The sequence below is a fragment of the uncultured Bacteroides sp. genome, assembly GCF_947632445.1.
In the GTDB taxonomy this organism is placed as follows: Bacteria; Bacteroidota; Bacteroidia; order Bacteroidales; family Bacteroidaceae; genus Bacteroides.
In genome coordinates this window covers 1-5,342 of sequence record NZ_CANRPM010000108.1, presented here as the reverse complement: position 1 = coordinate 5,342, position 5,342 = coordinate 1, and the positions used below count along the sequence as shown (strand labels likewise).

Here is a 5,342-nt window from a genome sequence, read left to right as displayed (position 1 = left end):
TCCACTTTGGCAACGGAAACTCGCCACTTCTTCAAAGTGTTGTTGAACGTCACAGTAGCAGTCTCACGATCCCGGACTGTCACGCTCTGCGAAACACGGTCTGAAAAATAACCCTCCGGGACCTGTTCATAGACAGTATAGCTGCCCGGTTTGAGGCCCTCTACCTTTACCCGGCCTCCGCTGTCCGTGGTAACGAGCTGGTCAATGCCGCCGCCCGTGATCCTGAACTGGATTCCACTGACGTGTCCATCATCCGAGGTTTTTATGATCTCCACATCACCTTTGGGAATGTACGCCGATTTTATGCTGAAGTAACCCGGTGTTCCACTCACGGCTTCAATGCCGATCACGGTTTCCTGGAGGCCCTCGCCGCCGTATGCCACGATCTGTGAGCTGGCGGAAACGGTGCTTTTCCGGGTTAAATTCACGGTGGCGCTGGAAATAGGGACGGTGGATGTCATGGTCAGCGTATTCCCGGAAACACTCAACTGCACATTGTTATCCGTGCAGGTCACATTATAATTGCCCAGGACGTTGTTGCTGTCCGTAAGCGTGAGGGTGTAGGTGCTGCCATTGTATTGCAGCTCATTCTGCGGAGGAGGGGCGGCCAGGGGATTGGCAAAGCTGGGCAGAGTGTTATAGGCGGCCATGGCCGAGGCGATCTGATTGTAGACCGTCTTGACTTCCGGGTTGGCCCCGTTGTAACAGACAGAGTTGATAACTTTATTGTCCGAGACAGAGTACGGGGCTGTGGTGCTGCGGACACCGACAACAAACTCCCACACGATCATCTGCGTGGCGGTGTACTGGCTGCCGTAGCTGCCCGCCAGATTGGAAGCGTTGCCCTCGGCCCCGCAGAGGATCGCCAGCTTGATGGCATCCCTTTTGGACGTGGAAAAGCTGTTCCAGACCTTTGCAGCGTCTTTTGACACATTGGAGCCGCCCACAAGGTACTTGCCCGGTTCCAGACAGTAGGCTGGTGAACCGTTGGCATAGATGATGTGGCGAGGGTAGGTTGCACCACCGACCCATCTACCGTCGTACTGAAATGAGTTGGCATATTTTATGGAATTGTTGGCCGAATCGTAACAGCTTCGCACGGCGATGGTGGCGCTGTTACTATATGCGGCAAACATCATGGGAGCGTCCTCCGGGGGATTGTTCGGCCCCATCTCTATCCCATCTCCGCAGGGTTTCTCGATAGACGGTTCATCGTCATTGGGGACTTCAACCTCCGGCATCGGGGACGGACTGGCCTCTGGTTCCGGCTGTTCCGTTTCCTCCGGCTGCGGAGACGTGGTTTCCTCTGCTGCCGGGGGAGCGGTTTCTTCGGGCGGCGTGGCCTCCGGTTCGGTGGTCGCCTCCGGTGTTTCCGGCGTCTCTGCCGGTCTGTCCGGGACTTCGCTGCCTGTGTCAGCAGGCGGAGCTTCCGGGGGAGTGGTCGCTTCTGCTTCCGGGCTGGGGGCTGCTTCTGTAATCTCTCCGCTGGGGTCCTCGGTGGGGATCGTCCCATCCTCGGCGGCGAAAGTGCCCATGGGGAACAGGCCAAGCACCAGGATCACGATAAGGAGAAGCGGCAATATGCGCTTTATAGTTTTCAAATTGTAACCTCCGTGCGCTTGTAAATGTGGTATGATGTAATGGAAAAAGACAAAGCTCTGGCGGGGCAAACGGGCATAAAAAATCGGCGCTCCAGGTGAGGAACGCCGGTTTTGCGGAACGAAAAATCCGCTTTTTGATGAAAATATCGCTGTGTTGCTGCCCGCAAACCCTTGATATTACTGGATTTCTTGTAAAATCCTATAAGAACACCCGTACCAAACCAACATAATCCGAACCCAAGACCTGTGGGACCGTATCCCGTAGGCGATGGGTTCGGATTTGTGTTATACTTCGAGCCATATGAGGCGACACACTTCAGGAATGGGGTAAGAAAGAGGCCGGAATCGAAACCGAGGGGACCGAAGAAGAAAAGCAACCTACGAGGCTTAGAAAATAAGCGTTCAAGCTAATTGTTGATAGATCTCAGTAGTACAAAGCGCTGTTATAATTAAAAAATGCCATGCCATATTGAGAATGGTTACAAATACTGTTATAATTGGTACCAGGAAACATTGTTATATAAGTACAAACACAGGAGGGGAAATGAACGTGATTTGGTTGAAGATAGTCATTTTTATATTTGTTCTTGCTGCTATTATTACAGCATGGCTTATTTTTGGCCCATTATTACAGCCGACAGATGAAGTATTATTAATCGGTGCGTCTTTATATGTGCTTATAATGACATGCATCGTTGTACTTTTCTTCCGGTCGTCTAAATATCCTGAGTATAAAAATTCACCTATGATATCCTCAAAGGTTACCGAAGACAACTTAAAACGTGCACTTAGGACAAGAGAAATTTGGAAAATATCAAATATAATTTGGCTCTCAATCTATTTCTTTTTGAACATATTGATGATATTATTACCAATTCTGGTGATTTATGCAACACAGAACGGAAACTCCGATAAGACTATTATAGTATATTCCATTATTTCAATCTGTGGAACTTGCTCTAGTTGGCTAATTAGGCCAAAAGAACAAGCGCATGGTTATCGCGTAGCATTTGAATCATTAAATTCGGCGCTCAATCATTTTCTTGCAGGGGAAAAAGAGTGGCAAGATGTACTAAAGGCAATAGATGAAGGCGAAGTGAAAATCAATAAAACTACATATGACAGCATTTAATGGAGACTACATTCCCTGTGTATTTTCATGCGGCAGCACCGGATGGTGCCGCCGCTGGTGTTATTTCGCTTTTGCGTCTTGGAGGTGTCTTTCTTTCTCCCGCTGGGCTTTCCATGCCGCAAACTCCCGCTGACCTTCCTCGCTCTCATAGTACGCGAGGATGTCCGGCAGGAAGCACCGGGCGAGTTTTTCGATCTCGTGCTGCGGGATGTTGGTGTCGTTTATGAGTTTTTTCTTACGACCCAATGTTTACCTCCATTTAATATTCAGTTGTGGTTACCGGATGGATGGTATCTTTTGGTTCACCTCCTTATCGTTCGTATTTGTCCCGGTGCAGGACAGGAACTTCAATATTTCTCCGCTCCAGCGCCACATTGACGTGGTGCCGGACCTGCAGCAGCTTCGTGAGATCTTCCCGCAGGGGCTTGTACCGGGCATAGGCTGCCTCATGCTCCCGCGCCAGCCTTTCCATCTCCTGCTGCCAGGCGGAGATGGGCAGCTTGCCGTCCGGCGTGAAGGCGTCCGTCAGCTTGCGTCTGGTCATATAAAACTGCCGCAGCTCGCTTTCATGTTCCTGCCTGTACTTCTCCCGCTGACCCTTCCACCGGATGCCGTTCATCTCGTCAAAGATCGGCTTTAGGCGGACGTAGTTCTCCGCCTGCTGGAGCAGATCCTTTAACTCTTTCCGGCGCTTGTTGGATGCGTCCATTTCCAATTTCAGCCTGGATACTTGGCCGTTGAGATCAGCAACACGTTCTTCAAGTGCTTCCACCGTGAACAGCCTGTTCTCCATGATGTAGTTGTAGGCTTCCACAAACTGCTTCAGGTTGTTGAGCTTCGCTTTCCGGCTCCAGGCTCCGGCGTTCCTCATAGCGATATAATCGCCCAAAAGCTCACCCAGGTTGGGCTGCTGGGGCTGGGACAGCTCACGCTTGACCTCTTTCAGCCAGTCCAGCAACGCGGCTATCTTCTTCCGCAAGCTGCGGATGGCAGCGTTGATAGAGCGAATCCAGCGGTTGAGATCGCCTTTGTCGGTAGGGATGCCCTTCGCCTCCATCTGCCGGACGGCGGGACCCTCGTGGACAGTCGGTATCAGGTCGATGCCTTGACGTTCATAAGAGCGGTGGTCTATCCGGCAGTCCAGGCCCTTTTCCTCAAACTTGGCGTTGCACAGCGCGGCCCATGCCTCCCGCCAGGATTCCAGCCGCTCCGGACTGCCCCAATCGGTGGTTGGCACAGCGTCAAAGGTCGCTTTGCCATTCTCGTCAAGGATACGGTTGCCCTGTTCATCCAGGTGGTACACGCGGTGCTGCTTGTATCCCCACTTCCCGTTTTCCTTCAATGGCCGGATGGGACAGAGGATATGGAAGTGGGGATTTTGTATCTCCTTATCCGGCATGTGGATGGCGAAGTCCGCGATCATCCCTCGGCTGACAAGCTGCTCCGATACAAATTGCCTTGCGAGCGCGATGTTCTCCTCCATGGAAAACTCGTTCTGCAAGGCAATGTCAAAACTATATGCCAGCTGTGCGTCTTTGTTCCGCTCCACCAGCTCCAAGACGTTCCATAGGGTCTGCCGATCAGCGTATTCTGGCGGCACATTTGGCGGGAGAAGTATCTCGGAACAGATCACGCCTTTCTTTTTACTGTAGTCGCTGGTCTCGCCGTAGTATTCACTGTATAACTTCTCACCAGACCGGTAGGCGGCGGAGGCGATGGCAGACTGACCGGCACTGCGCTTGATCTGGGTGACATGAAAATGATAGAGGGCCATTTACAAATCCTCCCCTTGCAGCGTCCTACGGATAACGGCCTGGGCTTCTGGCAGAGAGAGTATCTGCTCCATGAGGGAGTAAAACGGAACCTCTGCCATGACCTTTATCTCTGGGGTGATGCTCTCCACGGCGGCACCGCGGGTGATGAGCCGGTGCGCCCGTGCGGTCCGCTCGGCATGGTTCAGATACTTCGCCCGGTTCTCTAGCCGTTCCAGTCGATGCTGGTACTGTTCTAATAGCGCCTGGTCTCTGGCCTGTTCCGCCCGAAGCTGCTCCAACGTCTTGCTCATATGCGTTCCTCCTGGGGCTTCCAGCGTTTGGACCAGTAGCGGTCGCAGACGACGATGCCCATGCGGAAGCTCTGCTTGCAATCCTGTGTGCAGCCCCGGCAGATGGGGTTATATGTAATTCTGTTACGGCGGTTGAGGAAGAAAGCCCATTCCTCCCGCCGTTTCTTGCTCATACGCGGCATTGTTACTCCTTTTCAAACGATAATTGAGATCAGGTGTTCCGGGAAGATTTCTGTATATTCCCGGTGTCATTTTGGCGATTTTTCGGCGCTGTGAGCGCGTTTTCAACTGCCCGCCGAGCCGGGACAGCGGGGCGGCGAAAAACGGCATTTTGTATTTTATTGGGTGCATTGTGATCCCTCCTTCATAATGGATTTGAAGGGCATGAAATGCCTGTCAGCAGACAGACGCTCCATGCCCTTACTATCATAGTTATGTTGTATTTCAGAAAAAAACAGGCAAATGGCAGGACAAGCCCGTTTCAAAAAACAGGACAAGACTTTCTATGCCCTTACTCCTAAAAGTCAAACTTAACAGGACGCAG

General features: G+C 52.0%; 6 protein-coding genes. 1 reads left to right on the top strand and 5 read right to left on the bottom strand.

Going from position 1 to position 5,342, the window contains the following annotated elements; translation table 11 throughout:
• On the bottom strand, window positions 1-1,100 hold a 1,100-nt coding region (locus Q0Z70_RS12885; protein WP_298075144.1), incomplete at its 3' end, for a SpaA isopeptide-forming pilin-related protein.
• 1,051 nt (window positions 1,101-2,151) lie between these two features.
• On the opposite strand from Q0Z70_RS12885, the gene Q0Z70_RS12880 reads away from it, so the two are divergent.
• Window positions 2,152-2,733: a hypothetical protein gene (locus Q0Z70_RS12880; RefSeq protein WP_298075142.1), complete on the top strand. Its 582-nt coding sequence runs from the start codon at window positions 2,152-2,154 to the stop codon at window positions 2,731-2,733.
• Window positions 2,734-2,793: 60 nt separating this feature from the next.
• Here the strand turns inward: Q0Z70_RS12880 and Q0Z70_RS12875 are convergent, their stop codons facing one another.
• The 4 genes from Q0Z70_RS12875 to Q0Z70_RS12860 all read right to left on the bottom strand — a co-directional run bounded on the left by Q0Z70_RS12875 (window position 2,794) and on the right by Q0Z70_RS12860 (window position 4,980).
• On the bottom strand, window positions 2,794-2,979 hold the full coding sequence (locus Q0Z70_RS12875; RefSeq protein ID WP_298075140.1) for a hypothetical protein: 186 nt from the start codon (window positions 2,977-2,979) through the stop codon (window positions 2,794-2,796).
• Window positions 2,980-3,043: 64 nt separating this feature from the next.
• The gene (mobQ, locus tag Q0Z70_RS12870) at window positions 3,044-4,507 is read right to left on the bottom strand and encodes a MobQ family relaxase (RefSeq protein WP_298075138.1); all 1,464 of its coding nucleotides are present in this window, start codon (window positions 4,505-4,507) and stop codon (window positions 3,044-3,046) included.
• The gene (locus Q0Z70_RS12865) at window positions 4,508-4,798 is read right to left on the bottom strand and encodes a DUF3847 domain-containing protein (protein ID WP_298075137.1); all 291 of its coding nucleotides are present in this window, start codon (window positions 4,796-4,798) and stop codon (window positions 4,508-4,510) included.
• Window positions 4,795-4,980 carry a hypothetical protein gene (locus Q0Z70_RS12860; protein ID WP_366807330.1) on the bottom strand — a complete coding sequence of 62 codons (186 nt, stop codon included), beginning with the start codon at window positions 4,978-4,980 and terminating at the stop codon, window positions 4,795-4,797. The genes Q0Z70_RS12865 and Q0Z70_RS12860 overlap by 4 nt, the downstream gene beginning before the upstream one ends.
• Window positions 4,981-5,342: the final 362 nt, after the last annotated feature.